Below are 14,245 nucleotides of genomic sequence, written 5' to 3'. Positions count from 1 at the left end.
AGCATAACCCATGCCCGACCTGAAAATCGCCCTCTACCAGCCGGACATTCCGGGCAATACCGGCACGATCCTGCGCTTTGCCGCCTGCATGGGAATGACGGTCGATATCATCGAGCCCGCCGGCTTCGTGCTGTCCGACAAGAACCTGAAACGCGCCGGCATGGACTATATCGCTTCGGTGACGATGACCCGGCATGTCAATTTCGAAGCCTTCGAGACATGGCGCAAGGCAAGCGGCCGCCGCGTCGTGCTGGCGAGCACCAAGGCCGCCGTCAGCTACGCGGACTTCGAATTCAGGCCCGACGACATCCTGCTGTTCGGAAGGGAAAGCGCCGGCGTGCCTGATCATGTCCATGAGGGGGCGGATGCACGCATCCTCATCCCAATGGCGCCCGGCCAACGGTCTATCAATGTCGCACTCTCGGCGGCAATGATTGCGGGAGAAGCGCTCAGGCAGACGGGCGGGTTTGCGCCGGTCTTATGATCAGCGGAAAAGCCCGAAGGAATTGCCGCCCTGCTGATTGGCGATGTTGAGGCCCATCGTGCTGAACTGCGCGGCGGCCTTAGCCGCGGCCATATTGGCGGCAACTTTCGACATGTTGGCGTCCACCAGCCGCCCGGTCGCGATGTCCAGCGTATCCTGCAGGCGCTGCATCACGGCGGAGGTGCCCTGAAGGTGGCCGGACATGGAGCCGAGTTCCGAAGCACCCGCCCACATGTTGTTCAGCATGCCGCCGACCGCCGAAATCATGCCATTAATCTCGTCATCGCTGGTCGCGTTTGTGAGCGCGATCTCGCTGCCGCCGGCAGGCGTTGCAGAGCCGACGTCGAGCAGATGGTAGTTGTAGCTGCCGCCGCCCTTTACCGTCACCGCATAATCCTTGGTCAGAAGGCCGTCTGCAGCATTGCCGGTGGAGGCGAGATTGACCTTGGACGTGTCGAAGTCGAGGCCGTTGACGACCGTCACCCCGTCCTTGTTCGTGGAGATGGAAGCGACGAGCGAGGTCGTGCCGGGCTTCGCAGGACCGCTCGACAGCCAGTTCTGGCCGGAAAAGCCTGCCGATTTCATGACCGTGCCCAGCTGTTCCTTCAGCTGGGCGATTTCAGTGTTGAGCGCGCTCTTGTCTGCACCCTTGGCCTTGGCCATGATGAGTTTGGTCTGGATGTCCTGGACGAGTTCGGTCGCCTTGTTCATGCCGAGGCTTGCAGCATCGGCGGTCGAGGCACCCAGTTCCGAGGCATCGGCAGCGGCCGTCATCGACATGCCGGTCGACTTCATCGCCTTGGAGATCGACCAGTAGGCAGCATTGTCGGAGGCCTGATCGACCTTCTTGCCGGTCGCCATCACGCGCTGCTGGTCTTCCAGCGCCTGCGTCGATCCGGTCAGCAGCGCCAGAGCGCCCGCTGCACTGCCATTATATGAGACCCCGGCCATTGCCGTCTCCCGTGTTCGTCCGGTGCTTCTCCCGCGATTCTTCAGGGAAATTCGCACCTCTTCAACGATCACATTAATAGCGACACGTTGACATCCCGTTTCGCCGATCGTTCGTAATTGAGTGAATATAGGGATGTCGGAACGGGTTGTTTGCGAGCGATCTTCCGGTTTAAGATGCCGGTGCTTCGCGAGGCCTTCAGTGCCCGCGTCTGCCAGGTTCCCACCATCCGATCCGCCTTCGGAGCAAGCCGACCGCGACACGCGTCGATGCTCCCGCCATGTCGTCAGCGAGTGCCGCAATGTCTGAAGTCCAACCCGATGCCACACCCGAGCCGACCGCGCTGATGGTCTGGCTTGCGGCCATTGGCTCCGGCGTTCTGGTCGCCACCATCTATTATGCCCAGCCGCTCATTGACCCGATCAGCCGCGATATCGGCCTGTCGCGGCAGGCGGCAGGCCTGATCGTCACCGCCATGCAGATCGGCTACGGGCTGGGCCTTGCCCTCATCGTGCCGCTCGCCGACCGCTACGAGAACCGCATGATGGTCACGACGAGCCTGGTGGTGACGGCGCTTGCGCTGGCGGCCATCGGCCTTTCCGGCAACGAGGTTACGTTCCTTGCCTCCGCAGTGGTGGCGGGCTCGGCTTGCGTCGGCGCGCAGGTCTTGATCCCGATGATCGCCGGCATGGCCTCCAACGCGCGGCGCGGTCGCGTGATCGGCACCGTCATGGCGGGGCTGGTGACCGGCATCATGCTCGCCCGTCCCTTTTCGAGCTTCCTAGCCAGCGTCGCCGGCTGGCGCGGCGTCTTCTTCACCGCCGCTGCCATCACGCTGGTGATCGGCCTGCTGCTGCGGTCGCTTTTGCCCATCCGCAGACCGGCTTCGAAGGAAAGCTATTTCAAGACACTCCGCTCCACCGCCGCCACGATGCGCTACGGTGTGCTTCGCCGCCGCATGGCCTATCAGATGTCGCTCTTCGGCATGTTCACGGCCTTCTGGACCACCGCGCCGCTGATGCTGGCCGACCGCTTCGGCTACGACCAGCAGCAGATCGCGCTCTTCGCACTGGCCGGTGCCGGCGGCGCATTGGCGGCCCCGCTCGCCGGCCGCGTCGCGGATCGCGGCCTGTCGCGGGCGGCCACGATCACGGCGGGCCTCGGCGCTGCCCTCATCCTCGCCTTGACCGACTACCTCGTCTATTCCGGCGCGGTCGTCGCGCTGATGATCGCAGCCGCCCTCTTCGATGCCTGTGTCCAGTCGAACCAGGTGATCAGCCAGCGCCTCATCTATGCCCTGTCGGAGGAAGAGCGCGGCCGGATCAACTCCGCCTATATCACCGCCATCTTCGTCGGCGGCTCGATCACGTCGGCGCTGGGACCCGTCCTCTATGCACATTTCGGCTGGCCGGCGATTGCCGTGGCCGGCTTCGTGCTGACCCTTCCAATTGCGATCGCCGAACTGTTGAACCGTCCCGAACAGAGAAAGGCAGTCCAGGCATCATGAGCGCAGGCCCCCGGATCGTCATCTTCGGCGCAGGCTCGATCGGCTGTCATGTCGGCCTGACCTGGCTTGCCGCCGGCCTTGACATCCGTTTCGTGGGCCGCCCCTCGGTCGTGCAGGCGGCAGCCGATGAAGGGGCATGCGTCGAAGGCGATGACGAGAGCCATCTGTTCGCACCAATGGACCTCGTCGTTTCCGACAGGCCGGACATCCTCGCCGATGCCGACATCATCGCGCTCTGCGTCAAGACGACGGACGACCTTGAGGCCGCAAGGGCGATCACAGCCCATGCCCGTCCCGGCACGATCATCCTTTCGCTCCAGAACGGCGTCGAAAACGCCTCCCGGCTGCAGCCGCTCCTGCCGGGCATGACGATTGTCGAAGGCATGGTGCCCTACAACGTCATCCGCCCCACACCGACCCATGTCCGCAAGACCAGCGCCGGCAACATCATTGTCGCTCGGAACGCCGTCCTGGAAGCAGCTCTGGCACCCCTCAAGTCAACGGCCTCACCGGTTGAATTTGTGGACGAAATGCGGGCGGTGAAGTGGAGCAAGCTGCTCCTCAACCTCAACAATCCGCTGAACGCGCTGTCCGGCCTGACACTCCATGAACAGCTTTCCGACTGCGCCTGGCGGCGGCTTCTGGCCACGCTGCAGAGCGAGTGCCTGGAGGTGATGAGCGCCGAGGACATCGAGCCCGCAAAGCTGGGTCCGCTGCCACCGCGCCTGATCCCCCACTTCCTGACGACGCCCGACTGGTTCTTCAACCGCACCGGCCTCAAGCTGCAGAAGATCACCCGCGACGCCCGCTCGTCCATGGCAGACGACTTCGCCGCCGGTCGCCGCACCGAGATCGACTTCCTCAACGGCACTGTCGTGGGGCATGGCCGCCGCCACGGCGTCCCCTGCCCAGCCAACGAAACCGTGGTGGATCTGGTCAAACACGCGGAATGCGGCGCACGGAAGAGCTGGAAAGCAGGCGAGATCGCCGAGCTGATCAATCGGCGGATGGCAGGCGGCGCATCGTGAATTCGATGGCTCCGTCGGGAAGCTGCCGCCAGCTTTCGACCTCGGTCCAGTAGGCCGCCTTCGGGAAATTGTCGAACCATTCGCGTGCCTTGGCCCGCGCATCTTCACGCGGCAGCATGAAGGTCTCCCGCACGAAGCGACCTTCGCCCGCGCCGGCCCGCGCCTGCTGGCCTTCTGCAATCTTGCGCCTCAGCCCGTTCATGGGAGGAGGCCCGGGTATCCGCGCCATGCTGCCTCACACTAAACCTGCGATATTTGGCCTCAAGATGGGCATTTCCCGTGGGAGAGTCAATTGACGGGCTGGAAGCCACGTCACGCTGCTGTTAGATGACTCAATGCTCAAAAGAGCGCGCGCAAGACATTGATCGGAATCGGAATAGCCTGAATGCAGAGACCGAGCTTACCGAAGGGCCTGCCGCCCGACATCGAGGCCAGGAAGGGTGCGGCTCGCCAGTGGTTCGAAAGCCTGCGCGACCAGATCTGCCAGTCCTTTGAAGCGCTCGAAGACAAGCTGACCGGGCCTCTCTCCGATCGTGAGCCCGGCCGCTTCGTGCCCAAGGACTGGCATCGCGACGAAGGCCGCGGCGGCGGCGGTCGCATGTCGATCATGACCGGCCGCGTCTTCGAAAAGGTCGGCGTCCACACCTCCACCGTCCATGGTGAATTCTCGCCCGAATTCCGCTCGACCATTCCCGGCGCGGACGAGGACCCCCGCTTCTGGGCTTCCGGCATTTCGCTCATCGCCCATCCGGTGAACCCCAATGTGCCCACCGTGCACATGAACACCCGCATGGTGGTCACCACGTCGCACTGGTTCGGCGGCGGCGCCGATCTTACGCCCGTGCTCGACCGCCGGCGCACGCAATACGACCCCGACACCAAGCTCTTCCACCGCGCCATGGAACTCGCCTGCCGCCACAACGAAGCGGTCGCGGATTACGAGAAGTTCAAGGCCTGGTGCGACGACTATTTCTATCTCAAGCACCGCAACGAGCCGCGCGGCATCGGCGGTATCTTCTATGACTGGCTGCATTCGCCCGACGACAAGGGCGGCTGGGAAGCCGACTTCGCCTTCACCCGCGATGTCGGACGCACCTTCGCCATGGTCTATCCGAAGATTGTCGAGACAAACTTCAACAATCCCTGGACGGAGCAGGACCGCGAGGAACAGCTGATCCGCCGCGGGCGCTATGTCGAGTTCAACCTGCTCTACGATCGCGGCACAATCTTCGGTCTCAAGACCGGCGGCAATGTCGAGTCGATCCTCTCCTCGCTGCCTCCCATGGTACGCTGGCCCTGAATCAGGAACGAAAGCGCATGGAACCTGTCGCGCCCTGCGCGGTTTGAAATCAATCAAACCAGCGGGAGAAGGATCATGCGACTGTTTGAATGCGCCACCCTCGTTCCGGGCTGCCAATGGCATACGCGGGCGGAAGAGGAAGCCGAAGTCGTGCGCCGCGCGGTTGAGCACCTGCGCGAGGTTCACGGCGAAACCCTTGTCCGGGAAAACATGGTGGAAAACATCAAGGCACGCATCCGGCAGGAGAATCCTGCTGCCTGATTTCTTACCAGTAAAATTTTAGAGGAATCGCACGTACGCACCGGCATGTTAGCCGTTTCTTTAAGCTTGTCCTCATAGGTTTGGGCCTCGGAGACAAGTCATGGATTTTATCAGCGTACCCACGATCATGATCTGCATTATTATCGCCATGGGCTCCATCGCCATGGCGATGTGCGTCATATGGCGAAATGATCGCAAGGAAACGGCCGCCGGCCTCTGGGCGCTGAGTTTCGTCGTCGGTTGCGCATCGGGTCTGACGGTGGCAGTGATGGGCGCGGGCTCCGAGGCTGCGATGGTTGTGGCAACATGCCTCAATGCCCTTTGCTTTGCGCTTTCCTGGTCCGGCTTCCGGGCGTTCGGCAAACGAGACGTCTTGCCGTCCTTCATTATCGGCATACCCGCAGCGGTCCTTTTCCTGCATCTCATGTTCCCGGCTCTTAGGCATGATCCCAACAACACGATCATTCTGCAGTCGGCGGTCGTGACGATGATGGCACTTCTGAATGCCTACACGCTCCACACCGGCGAAGGGAATTCGGAACTCTCCATGACGAAGCTCCTCGTCGGGTTTCTCATGCTCCACGCTCTCTTCCACGCTGCCAACATGATCGTAACCTATACACATCCTGCACCGATCGTCGCAGGAAGGGTGGCCTCCCTCTGGTTCAAGCTGTTCATGCTGGAAGCCTTCCTCAACGTCATCGTCATCGCCACAGGCGCTCTGATGCTAATCAAGGAGCGTTCCGAGCAGCGCCACCGCATCGCCTCCGAAACAGACATGTTGACCAGTGTCGCCAATCGCCGGGCCTTCGTGCACCGTACGGAACTCGCCCTCAAGGATGCGCGCGACGGAGCAGTGCTCGCCGTGATCGACCTCGATCACTTCAAGTCAATCAATGACCAGTTCGGCCATCAGGCCGGAGACCGCGCGCTGGTCGAATTCGCCCGCACGGTGAAGAACCGGCTGCCCGGCGATGTGCTGTTCGGCCGCATCGGTGGCGAGGAATTTGCCGTTTTCATCCCGGAAAACCGCGACCGCAGCGCCCATATGCTGCTCGACGATCTGCGCCGCGACGTGGAAAACGCAGCCATCCAGAGCCAGGGCCGTCCGCTGCCGCTCACGGTCAGCATCGGGGGCGCCTCGGTCGCCAAGGCCGGTCTGAACTTCGACAATCTCGTTGCCGCCGCCGATTGCGCGCTCTATGCCGCCAAGGAAGAAGGCCGCAACCGGGTCGCCATGTTCAGCCCGTCCATGCGTCTCCTGAAGGTGCTGGAGCAGGATGGCGAAAAGCGCATCGGGCTCGCCGAGCAACGCGTCAGCCGCCGCATGACACGCGTTCATACCGCCGTGAAGACAGCCTCACAGTAAGGTATCGAGCCGCGCGAGAAGCGCCGGCCTCTCGCCGTTGAAATCGCCTGCAAGCCATTCCTCTTCCAGTTTGCTCAGAAGCTCTCCGACCCGAGGGCCGGGCGATACGCCCTTTGCCAGCACATCCGCGCCCGTCAGCGGGAAAACCGGCCTGACCCAACTCGCCGCTTCCCGCAGCAAGGCACTCAACCGCGCGACTTCAGGCATCAGCGCAGTATCGCTTTCCGACTTCGCGCGCACGATGGCAAGCTGAAGCTTCAGGCGCACGATGACCCCGCCCTTGCCAGAGCGATAGAGCATCCTGCGAAACGCCGTGGCGGCAATCTTTTCCGGAATTTTCGGCGAGGCCGCCCATTCGGACAGGAACGCCGCCTCCTGCTTCGAGAGCCGCAGCCGCTCCGCCATCGCGGTGAGCCGCTCGACATCCGGCGGCACCATGGAGGCCAGCCGCAAAAGCGGATCGGGCTTCCAGCCGAAGGCACGCTCGGCAGCGATCAGCCCCGGCACTTCATCAATGCCCCACTTCTCGGTTTCGGGAAGGATGAGCGTGAGAATACCCGCAGTGCGCATCCAGAGTAGCGCCCGGCCCGGATCGTCGGCAGACAGAAGCTTCTTCAGCTCCGACCAGACCCGCTCGGCCGAGAGCCGCTTCAGCCCGTCCTTCTCGCGCGCCATCGCGCGAAGTGCTGCCGCATCCGGACGGCCAGAGCCGTAGAAGGCGAAGAAGCGGAAATAGCGCAGGATGCGCAGGTAATCTTCGCGGATACGCGTCTCGGCATCGCCGATGAAGCGCACCGTGCGCGTTTCGATATCGGCAAGCCCTTCGACCAGATCGATGACCTCGCCAGTCGCATCCGCATAGAGCCCGTTGACGGTCAGATCCCGCCGGCTCGCATCCTCCTGCCAGTCGTCGGTGAAGGCGACTTCGGCCCGGCGCCCGTCCGTGGTCACATCGCGGCGCAGCGTCGTCACCTCAAAGGGCCGGCCGTCGATGACCAGCGTCACCGTGCCGTGATCGATGCCGGTCGGGATCGCCTTTATGCCCGCCGCCTTGGCCCGCGCCATCACCTCCTCGGGCTTCAGCGTGGTCGCCAGATCGACATCGGCAATCGCGATCTTCATGAGACTGTTGCGCACCGCGCCCCCGGCGATGCGTCCTTCCCCGCCATCGGCGTTGAGAAGCGCCATGGCCTTTTTCAGGTCCGGCGCGTTGAACCAAGCCTCGTTTGCGACATTCACCATGCGTATAATCTTTCCCAGGCGGTGTGCAGGATGCCCGCCGTCACGCCCCATATATTCCAGTTTTCATAGGGCATGCGATAGAAGAAGCGTTCGCCGCCTTCCCACGTGCGGCTATCGAGAATGTGGTTCTCGCCATTCATCAGGAAGGATAGCGGCACTTCGAAGACATGATCGACCTCGTCGGGGTTGATCTTCAGTTCAAAGCCGGGCTTCACCACCGCCATGACCGGCGTGATCGAAAAACCCGTAAACGTTCGGTAATCCGGCAGCCGCGCGACGGTCTCGACAAATTCCGGCTGCAGCCCGATCTCCTCCTCCGCCTCGCGCAGTGCTGCCGCTTCGGCAGATATATCCTCCGGATCAATTGCGCCACCCGGAAAGGCGACCTGACCGGAATGCTTGCGCATCTTCGAGGTTCGTTGGGTCAGGATCACCCGCGCATCCGGCCCGTCATCGATGACTGGCACAAGCACGGCCGCGTCGCGCAGCTTCAATTGCTGCAAAGCGTCTGCAAAACCGGGATTTATCAGAATATCGCCGTGATCAGCCCAATCGAGCCCTTCCGGCTGACCGACCTGGCGCAACGCCCGGCGACGAAACTCATCAGCCGAATAAAGGCTCATTGCGACAGCCTCTCCAGCTCGTCGGCCGGCATGACAGGAAACACGACCCCGCCCGAGCGAACCGCAAACATGGCCTTAGCTTCGATCTCCACGACCTCGCCCAGCTCGACCAGATCGTACATCACGGCGCGCGACACCAGCGCCTCCAGCCGTCCGCGCACATGGAGATAGGGCTTGAGTTCGCCCCGCTCGCCGGCAATCTCGAAACGCAGTTGATGCTCCGGCCCGGCCTCGGCAATGTCGCCGACATTGGTGCGGAAGGTGAGCACCTGTTCGCCGTTGCGCTCCGTCCGCGTCATCTCGACGGCGAGGAACGGCGCGTCCTCGACGCGGATGCCGACCTTTTCCACAGGCGTGACGAGATAGGTCTTCCCGTCTTCGTCACGGCGCAACACGGTCGAAAAGAGCCGCACCAGTGCCTCGCGCCCGATCGGCGTTCCCATATAGAACCATGTGCCATCGGCCCGGATTTCCATGTCGATATCGCCGCAAAAGGGCGGATTCCAGCGATCCACGGGCGGCAGGCCGCGCTTCGGGTCCGCCGCGCGCGCGATCATCGCCGCCAGCCCCGCCGCATCGCCCGCCTTGTCCAGCCTGTCATCCGCCATTGTTTGGTCCCGGTTTACCGTCAGAAGTCAAATAGTCACTCCGCCTGCGCTTGTCAGCCCGCCTGCGCGCTATAAGTTAGGAGGAAATGATCGGACCACCGTTCCGGTTCGATTCGAACTGTGACAACCAGGACCTTGAGGAGAAAGCCGCATGACGGCAGTCACCAGCAGCGAACCGATGATGGACGAAGCCGCCATGGTGGCCGCTGCCGAAAGCGCGCTCGCCGATATTGCCGCGATCCGCCAGGAAGTCGCCAAGGTCATCTTCGGCCAGGAAGCCGTTGTCGAGCAGACTTTGCTCGCCGTGCTCTCGGGCGGTCACGCGCTGCTCGTCGGCGTGCCGGGTCTTGCGAAGACCAAGCTCGTGACGACGCTCGGCTCGGTGCTTGGGCTGGACGCCGCCCGCGTGCAGTTCACGCCGGACCTGATGCCGGCCGATATTCTCGGCTCCGAAGTCATGGACCAGGACGAGGCGGGCAAGCGCTCCTTCCGCTTCATTCAGGGCCCGATCTTCACCCAGCTTCTGATGGCGGATGAAATCAACCGCGCCTCGCCGCGCACCCAGTCGGCGCTGCTGCAAGCCATGCAGGAATATCACGTCTCGGTCGCCGGCAAGCGGCTCGACCTGCCCCGCCCCTTCCACGTGCTCGCGACGCAAAACCCGCTGGAGCAGGAAGGTACCTATCCGCTCCCCGAAGCCCAGCTCGACCGCTTCCTGATGCAGGTCGACGTTCCCTATCCGGAACTCGCCGCCGAGCGGCAGATCCTGCTCGAGACCACCGGCGTTGCCGAGCGCACCGCAGGCCGCGTCATCGACGCAAATCGTCTTGCCGAAATCCAGAACCTCATCCGCAAGATGCCGGTCGGCGAAACCGTGGTCGAAGCGATCCTTGCGCTGGTGCGCGCCGCGCGCCCCGGCCATGGCAACGAAGTCACGGACCGCAACGTCTCCTGGGGTCCCGGCCCTCGCGCAGGTCAGTCGCTCATGCTCGCCACCCGCGCCCGCGCGCTCTACGAAGGCCGGCTTGCGCCCTCCGTCGATGACGTCCACGCCATTGCCGAAGCCGTGCTCCAGCACCGCATGGCGCTGACCTTTGCCGCACGCGCCGAAGGCATGACGGTCAAGTCGGTCATCGCCGGCATTCTCCGCGCGAAGTAAAGGAATAGGGATGGCGCCAATCGGCCAGTCAGTCGAGCGAACGGGCGGAGCGGAAATTCTCGCCCGTGCGAAGGCGCGCGCAGCGCTGGTGCCCGACTGCCTTGTCGAAGCCCGCCGCATCGCCAATACGGTCAGCGCCGGCTGGCATGGCCGCCGCCGCCGCGGCATCGGTGAGAATTTCTGGCAGTTCCGCCCCTATTCGCCGGGCGAAGACATGGCCCGCATCGACTGGCGCAGATCCGCCCGCGACGACCATACCTACGTCCGTGACAAGGAATGGCAGGCCGCCCACACCGTATGGCTCTGGGCCGATCTCTCCGCCTCCATGATGTACCGCTCGAAGCTCGGGCAGGTCTCTAAGGAAAGCCGCGCGCTCGTCCTCATGCTGGCGCTGGCCGAAGTGCTCGCCCGCTCGGGCGAACGCATCGGCGCGCCGGGCCTGATGGAGCCGATTGCCGCCCGCAACGCTGCAGAACGGCTGGCAACCGCGCTCGCCTATGCAGAAAATGTCAGCGGCCTGCCGGATACCTCGATGATCCGCGGCGCCAGCGAAATCGTGCTGATCGGCGACTTTCTCGACCCTCTCGACAAGATCGTGGAGCGCATCGCCCCGCTCGCCCGCCGTGGTCTGCGCGGCACGCTGATCATGGTGGCCGATCCGGCCGAGGCCGATTTCCCCTATGCCGGCCGCACCGAATTCACCGACCCCGAAACGGGTGAGAAATTCACCGCCGGACGCGCCGAGGTACTGGCCGAGGACTATCGCCTCGCCTATGCCGCAAACCGCGATGCATTGGGTGCCGAGCTTCGCCATATCGGCTGGTCGCTCATCCGCCACTCGACCGACCGGCCGGCCTCGGAAGCCCTGGTCTCCGCCCATATCTATCTCTCCGGCCAGGGGAGCGCGCGCTGATGGGCGCTCTCGGGTTTGCCAATCCGATCCTGCTGGTGGCGCTGGCGGCCCTGCCAGCCATCTGGTGGCTGCTGCGCGTCACGCCCCCGCGCCCGGCGCGCGAGATCTTCCCGCCGCTCGCCATCCTTGCCCGCATCGCCAAACGCGAAGAGACGCCGGCGACCAGCCCGTGGTGGCTGACGGCGCTGCGCATGCTGCTGGCCGCGCTGGTCATCCTCGCGCTCTCCGGCCCAATGCTCGACCCGCATCGCAACACGCTCTCAAAGGCCGGGCCGCTGGCGCTGGTCATTGACAATGACTGGGCAGCAGCCCCGGACTGGTCAGATCGCGTCGCGACCGCTGAAGCCCTGATCGAGCAAGCCGGCCGCGCCGATGTGCCCGTCTCGCTGACGCTCACCGCCGAGCAGGCAAATGACCCGGTTCCAACCTCCGCCGACACGGCCCTGACGCGCCTCAAGGCCGCCGAACCGCGCCCGTTGGAAGCCGACCGCAGGACCGCCTTCGCAAGCCTCGCAACCGCTCTCGGCACGACGCCGCCCGGCACGCTCGCCTTCGTCTCCAGCGGCATCAAGGCCGGGAAGGATGAGGACTTCACCAGCCTCGCCGCCAGCCTCAAGCCCGGTGAAACATGGCTCTACTCCGCCCGCAATACCGTTGCCGCCATCACCGAGGTCAAGAACGGCATCGACAACACGGACGTCACCGTGACCCGCCCCTTCGCTCAGGGCCCGCAAACCATTGCGCTCGATGCGCTGGATGAAAAAGGCCGCGTGCTGATGAAGGGTACGGCGGAGTTCAAGGACGGCGAGACGGTCGCCACCGGCAAGATCGCCGCGCCGATCGAACTGCGCAACGATTTCGCCCGTGTCGCAATCACCGCAAGCCGTCAGGCCGGCGGCACCTATCTGCTGGACGACGGCTTCAAGCGGCGTCGCATCGGCCTGCTCAGCGGCGAAACGCGCTTCCTGTCGCAGCCGCTTCTGTCGCCGCTCTATTACATCAAGCGCGCGCTCTCGCCCTACGCCGACATTGCCGAGCCGGGCGCAGCCGACCTCGCCAAGGCCATCCCCGACCTGATCGCCGAGAAGCCGTCCGTCATCATTCTAGCCGATATCGGCAAGCTGCCGGAAGCCGCCTATCCGCAGATCCTCGACTGGATCAAGGCCGGGGGCACGCTGGTGCGCTTCGCCGGTCCCCGACTTGCAGCAGCGCCGGCCGACGATCCGCTCGTGCCGGTCGATCTGCGCCAGGGCGAACGCTCGCTCGGCGGTGCCTTATCCTGGAGCGAGCCGCAACCGCTTGCCCCCTTCCCCGAAAAGAGCCCCTTTGCCGGATTGCCAAAACCCGATGGCGTGACCGTCACGCGGCAGGTTCTCGCCAATCCTTCGCCCACGCTGGCCGAACACACATGGGCAAGCCTCGCCGACGGCACGCCGCTGGTCACCGCCAAGAAGCTGGAGGCGGGTCAGATCGTGCTCTTCCACACCAGCGCCGACACAAGCTGGTCGAACCTCGCACTCTCCGGCCATTTCGTCGAAATGCTTCGCCGCATCACCCAGATGTCCCGCGCCCATGGCGGAGCCGCCCCCGGCACAGCCGAAACGCTGGCGCCCTTCCGCCTGCTGAACGCCAATGGCGTGCTGACGGCGGAAACCTCCGGGGCCAAGCCGCTGACCATCGCCGCCGGCAAGGTGCCGACGCCGAGCTTCGACACGCCCCCCGGCCTTTACGGCACGGAGGAAGGCTTCACCGCGCTCAATCTCTTCCGCCCCGGCGACACGCTCGCTCCGCTCAATTTCGCCCCGCAGGGCCTGGCTGTCACCGCTTCAGGGCTTGCCGGCTCCGGCACGACGGAGCTGCGCCCGGCACTCCTGCTCACGGCCTTCCTCCTGCTGGTCGCCGACTCTATCGCCGTCTTCGTCATGGGCGGAGCCTTGTCCGGCCTCTTTAGCCGCAGGCGAGCTGGCTCGGCCGCCGCCATCGTTCTAGCGCTGGGTGCTACCCTGACCCTGATGCCGCATGACGCCCGCGCAGCGGACGATTCCCGGCCGGGCGACAACAAGATCATCGCGGCCCTCGATACGACCCATCTCGCCTATGTCCGCACCGGCGAGGCAGATGTGGACCGCATCTCCGAGGCCGGCCTCCTGGGCCTTTCCGATTTCATCCGCTACCGCACCTCGCTCGAGCCCGGCGATCCGGTGGGGCTGGATATCGCGAAGGACGACCTCGCCTTCTATCCGATCATCTATTGGCCGGTGACGGCAACCGCACCCATGCCGTCGCAGGACGCGATCAACCGCATCGACGCCTATATGCGCGCGGGCGGAACCGTGCTTTTCGACACGCGCGATCAGGACACGAGCCTCGAAGGCGCTGCCGCCGGACCCAATACCGAACGGCTGCAGGCGATCCTCGCCAGCCTCGACATTCCGCCGCTGGAGCCCGTGCCGCACAGCCATGTGCTGACGAAATCCTTCTACCTCCTGCAGAATTTTCCCGGCCGCTATGCCGGAAGTCCGCTCTGGATCGAGGCGACGGGCGACGCCAAGCGCGATGCGGCACGCCCGGTGCAGCGCGGCGACGGCGTGTCGCCGATCCTGATCACCGGCAATGACTTCGCCGGCGCCTGGGCGACCGACCGTTCCGGCAATCCGCTTCTGCCGACCGTACCCCCGGACGAACGGCAGCGCGACATGGCCTTCCGTTCAGGCGTCAACATCGTCATGTACATGCTGACCGGCAATTACAAATCGGATCAGGTGCATATCCCCGCCCTGCTCGAACGGCTGGGGCAGTGAC

Annotated in this window: 14 protein-coding genes; 9 read left to right on the top strand and 5 right to left on the bottom strand. The window is 64.3% G+C overall.

What is annotated here, in order from left to right:
• The first annotated feature begins 10 nt into the window (after positions 1-10).
• A complete protein-coding gene (locus tag ABID16_RS01375) occupies positions 11-484 on the top strand; it encodes a tRNA (cytidine(34)-2'-O)-methyltransferase (RefSeq protein ID WP_354554519.1) in 474 nt (157 codons plus the stop codon).
• On the opposite strand, the gene ABID16_RS01370 is transcribed toward ABID16_RS01375, so the two are convergent.
• Complete coding sequence (locus ABID16_RS01370; protein ID WP_354554517.1) at positions 485-1,435, bottom strand: flagellin N-terminal helical domain-containing protein; 951 nt, start codon at positions 1,433-1,435, stop codon at positions 485-487.
• 299 nt (positions 1,436-1,734) lie between these two features.
• Between ABID16_RS01370 and ABID16_RS01365 the strand changes: the two genes are divergently transcribed.
• Together ABID16_RS01365 and ABID16_RS01360 are read left to right on the top strand one after the other, a co-directional pair.
• Complete coding sequence (locus ABID16_RS01365; protein WP_354554515.1) at positions 1,735-2,940, top strand: MFS transporter; 1,206 nt, start codon at positions 1,735-1,737, stop codon at positions 2,938-2,940.
• Positions 2,937-3,968, top strand: coding sequence for a 2-dehydropantoate 2-reductase (locus tag ABID16_RS01360; RefSeq protein ID WP_354554513.1), 1,032 nt, complete (start codon positions 2,937-2,939; stop codon positions 3,966-3,968). Before ABID16_RS01365 ends, ABID16_RS01360 begins: the two co-directional genes overlap by 4 nt.
• On the opposite strand, the gene ABID16_RS01355 is transcribed toward ABID16_RS01360, so the two are convergent.
• Complete coding sequence (locus ABID16_RS01355; RefSeq protein ID WP_354554511.1) at positions 3,937-4,197, bottom strand: hypothetical protein; 261 nt, start codon at positions 4,195-4,197, stop codon at positions 3,937-3,939. The two genes, ABID16_RS01360 and ABID16_RS01355, sit on opposite strands and share 32 nt — an antisense overlap.
• Positions 4,198-4,353: 156 nt before the next feature.
• Between ABID16_RS01355 and hemF the strand changes: the two genes are divergently transcribed.
• From hemF to ABID16_RS01340, 3 genes are all read left to right on the top strand, one after another.
• Entirely contained in the window at positions 4,354-5,268 is a 915-nt protein-coding gene (hemF, locus tag ABID16_RS01350; protein ID WP_354554509.1) for an oxygen-dependent coproporphyrinogen oxidase, read from the top strand.
• Between the two features lie 75 nt (positions 5,269-5,343).
• A complete protein-coding gene (locus ABID16_RS01345) occupies positions 5,344-5,529 on the top strand; it encodes a DUF1059 domain-containing protein (RefSeq protein WP_354554507.1) in 186 nt (61 codons plus the stop codon).
• Positions 5,530-5,629: 100 nt separating this feature from the next.
• A complete protein-coding gene (locus ABID16_RS01340; protein WP_354554505.1) occupies positions 5,630-6,898 on the top strand; it encodes a GGDEF domain-containing protein in 1,269 nt (422 codons plus the stop codon).
• Here ABID16_RS01340 and ABID16_RS01335 read toward each other — a convergent pair.
• The 3 genes from ABID16_RS01335 to ABID16_RS01325 are packed head-to-tail and all read right to left on the bottom strand — an operon-like array spanning position 6,890 to position 9,371.
• Positions 6,890-8,140, bottom strand: a complete 1,251-nt coding sequence (locus ABID16_RS01335; protein ID WP_354554503.1) for a CCA tRNA nucleotidyltransferase — start codon at positions 8,138-8,140, stop codon at positions 6,890-6,892. The two genes, ABID16_RS01340 and ABID16_RS01335, sit on opposite strands and share 9 nt — an antisense overlap.
• Positions 8,134-8,763: a CoA pyrophosphatase gene (locus tag ABID16_RS01330; RefSeq protein ID WP_354554501.1), complete on the bottom strand. Its 630-nt coding sequence runs from the start codon at positions 8,761-8,763 to the stop codon at positions 8,134-8,136. The genes ABID16_RS01335 and ABID16_RS01330 overlap by 7 nt, the downstream gene beginning before the upstream one ends.
• A complete protein-coding gene (locus ABID16_RS01325) occupies positions 8,760-9,371 on the bottom strand; it encodes a DUF1285 domain-containing protein (protein ID WP_354554499.1) in 612 nt (203 codons plus the stop codon). The genes ABID16_RS01330 and ABID16_RS01325 overlap by 4 nt, the downstream gene beginning before the upstream one ends.
• Positions 9,372-9,522: 151 nt before the next feature.
• Between ABID16_RS01325 and ABID16_RS01320 the strand changes: the two genes are divergently transcribed.
• From ABID16_RS01320 to ABID16_RS01310, 3 genes are read left to right on the top strand one after another with little or no spacing between them, the layout of a single operon-like run.
• Positions 9,523-10,530 (top strand): AAA family ATPase, encoded by a 1,008-nt coding sequence (locus ABID16_RS01320; protein WP_354554497.1) that lies wholly within the window; start codon positions 9,523-9,525, stop codon positions 10,528-10,530.
• Between the two features lie 10 nt (positions 10,531-10,540).
• Positions 10,541-11,443 (top strand): DUF58 domain-containing protein, encoded by a 903-nt coding sequence (locus tag ABID16_RS01315; RefSeq protein WP_354554495.1) that lies wholly within the window; start codon positions 10,541-10,543, stop codon positions 11,441-11,443.
• Positions 11,443-14,244, top strand: coding sequence for a DUF4159 domain-containing protein (locus tag ABID16_RS01310; protein WP_354554493.1), 2,802 nt, complete (start codon positions 11,443-11,445; stop codon positions 14,242-14,244). The genes ABID16_RS01315 and ABID16_RS01310 overlap by 1 nt, the downstream gene beginning before the upstream one ends.
• The last annotated feature ends 1 nt before the right edge of the window (position 14,245 follow it).

Origin of the sequence: Limnomicrobium aquaticum (assembly GCF_040545545.1) — a bacterium.
Lineage (GTDB): Bacteria > Pseudomonadota > Alphaproteobacteria > Rhizobiales > Rhizobiaceae > Ensifer_A > Ensifer_A aquaticum.
The sequence above is the reverse complement of the archived record's forward strand: the minus strand, read 5'-3'. Positions and strand labels throughout refer to the sequence as shown.

What these genes read in the sequence shown, in the direction of transcription:
- ABID16_RS01375 (WP_354554519.1), top strand. Translation starts at nt 11, where the DNA reads ATGCCCGACCTGAAAATCGCCCTCTACCAGCCGGACATTCCGGGCAAT.
- ABID16_RS01370 (WP_354554517.1), bottom strand. Translation starts at nt 1,435, where the DNA reads ATGGCCGGGGTCTCATATAATGGCAGTGCAGCGGGCGCTCTGGCGCTG.
- ABID16_RS01365 (WP_354554515.1), top strand. Translation starts at nt 1,735, where the DNA reads ATGTCTGAAGTCCAACCCGATGCCACACCCGAGCCGACCGCGCTGATG.
- ABID16_RS01360 (WP_354554513.1), top strand. Translation starts at nt 2,937, where the DNA reads ATGAGCGCAGGCCCCCGGATCGTCATCTTCGGCGCAGGCTCGATCGGC.
- ABID16_RS01355 (WP_354554511.1), bottom strand. Translation starts at nt 4,197, where the DNA reads ATGGCGCGGATACCCGGGCCTCCTCCCATGAACGGGCTGAGGCGCAAG.
- hemF (WP_354554509.1), top strand. Translation starts at nt 4,354, where the DNA reads ATGCAGAGACCGAGCTTACCGAAGGGCCTGCCGCCCGACATCGAGGCC.
- ABID16_RS01345 (WP_354554507.1), top strand. Translation starts at nt 5,344, where the DNA reads ATGCGACTGTTTGAATGCGCCACCCTCGTTCCGGGCTGCCAATGGCAT.
- ABID16_RS01340 (WP_354554505.1), top strand. Translation starts at nt 5,630, where the DNA reads ATGGATTTTATCAGCGTACCCACGATCATGATCTGCATTATTATCGCC.
- ABID16_RS01335 (WP_354554503.1), bottom strand. Translation starts at nt 8,140, where the DNA reads ATGGTGAATGTCGCAAACGAGGCTTGGTTCAACGCGCCGGACCTGAAA.
- ABID16_RS01330 (WP_354554501.1), bottom strand. Translation starts at nt 8,763, where the DNA reads ATGAGCCTTTATTCGGCTGATGAGTTTCGTCGCCGGGCGTTGCGCCAG.
- ABID16_RS01325 (WP_354554499.1), bottom strand. Translation starts at nt 9,371, where the DNA reads ATGGCGGATGACAGGCTGGACAAGGCGGGCGATGCGGCGGGGCTGGCG.
- ABID16_RS01320 (WP_354554497.1), top strand. Translation starts at nt 9,523, where the DNA reads ATGACGGCAGTCACCAGCAGCGAACCGATGATGGACGAAGCCGCCATG.
- ABID16_RS01315 (WP_354554495.1), top strand. Translation starts at nt 10,541, where the DNA reads ATGGCGCCAATCGGCCAGTCAGTCGAGCGAACGGGCGGAGCGGAAATT.
- ABID16_RS01310 (WP_354554493.1), top strand. Translation starts at nt 11,443, where the DNA reads ATGGGCGCTCTCGGGTTTGCCAATCCGATCCTGCTGGTGGCGCTGGCG.